The organism is Thalassomonas sp. M1454 (assembly GCF_007097525.1).
Taxonomy (GTDB): Bacteria; Pseudomonadota; Gammaproteobacteria; order Enterobacterales; family Alteromonadaceae; genus Thalassotalea_A.
Window position 1 is genome coordinate 1 of sequence record NZ_VKDD01000032.1, and the last position, 288, is coordinate 288.

The 288-nt window shown below is 50.3% G+C and carries 1 rRNA gene; it reads right to left on the minus strand.

The window, feature by feature from the left end:
* A 23S ribosomal RNA gene (locus FNN08_RS16275) occupies positions 1 to 288 on the minus strand; the annotation flags it as partial.

Below are 288 nucleotides of genomic sequence, written 5' to 3' on the forward strand. Positions count from 1 at the left end.
GGACAGGAAACCTTGGTCTTTCGGCGGGGGAGTTTTTCACTCCCCTTATCGTTACTCATGTCAGCATTCGCACTTCTGATACCTCCAGCAAACCTTACGATTCACCTTCAACGGCTTACAGAACGCTCCCCTACCACTCATCCTAAGATGAATCCGCAGCTTCGGTGCATAGTTTAGCCCCGTTACATCTTCCGCGCAGACCGACTCGACTAGTGAGCTATTACGCTTTCTTTAAAGGGTGGCTGCTTCTAAGCCAACCTCCTAGCTGTCTATGCCTTTCCACATCGT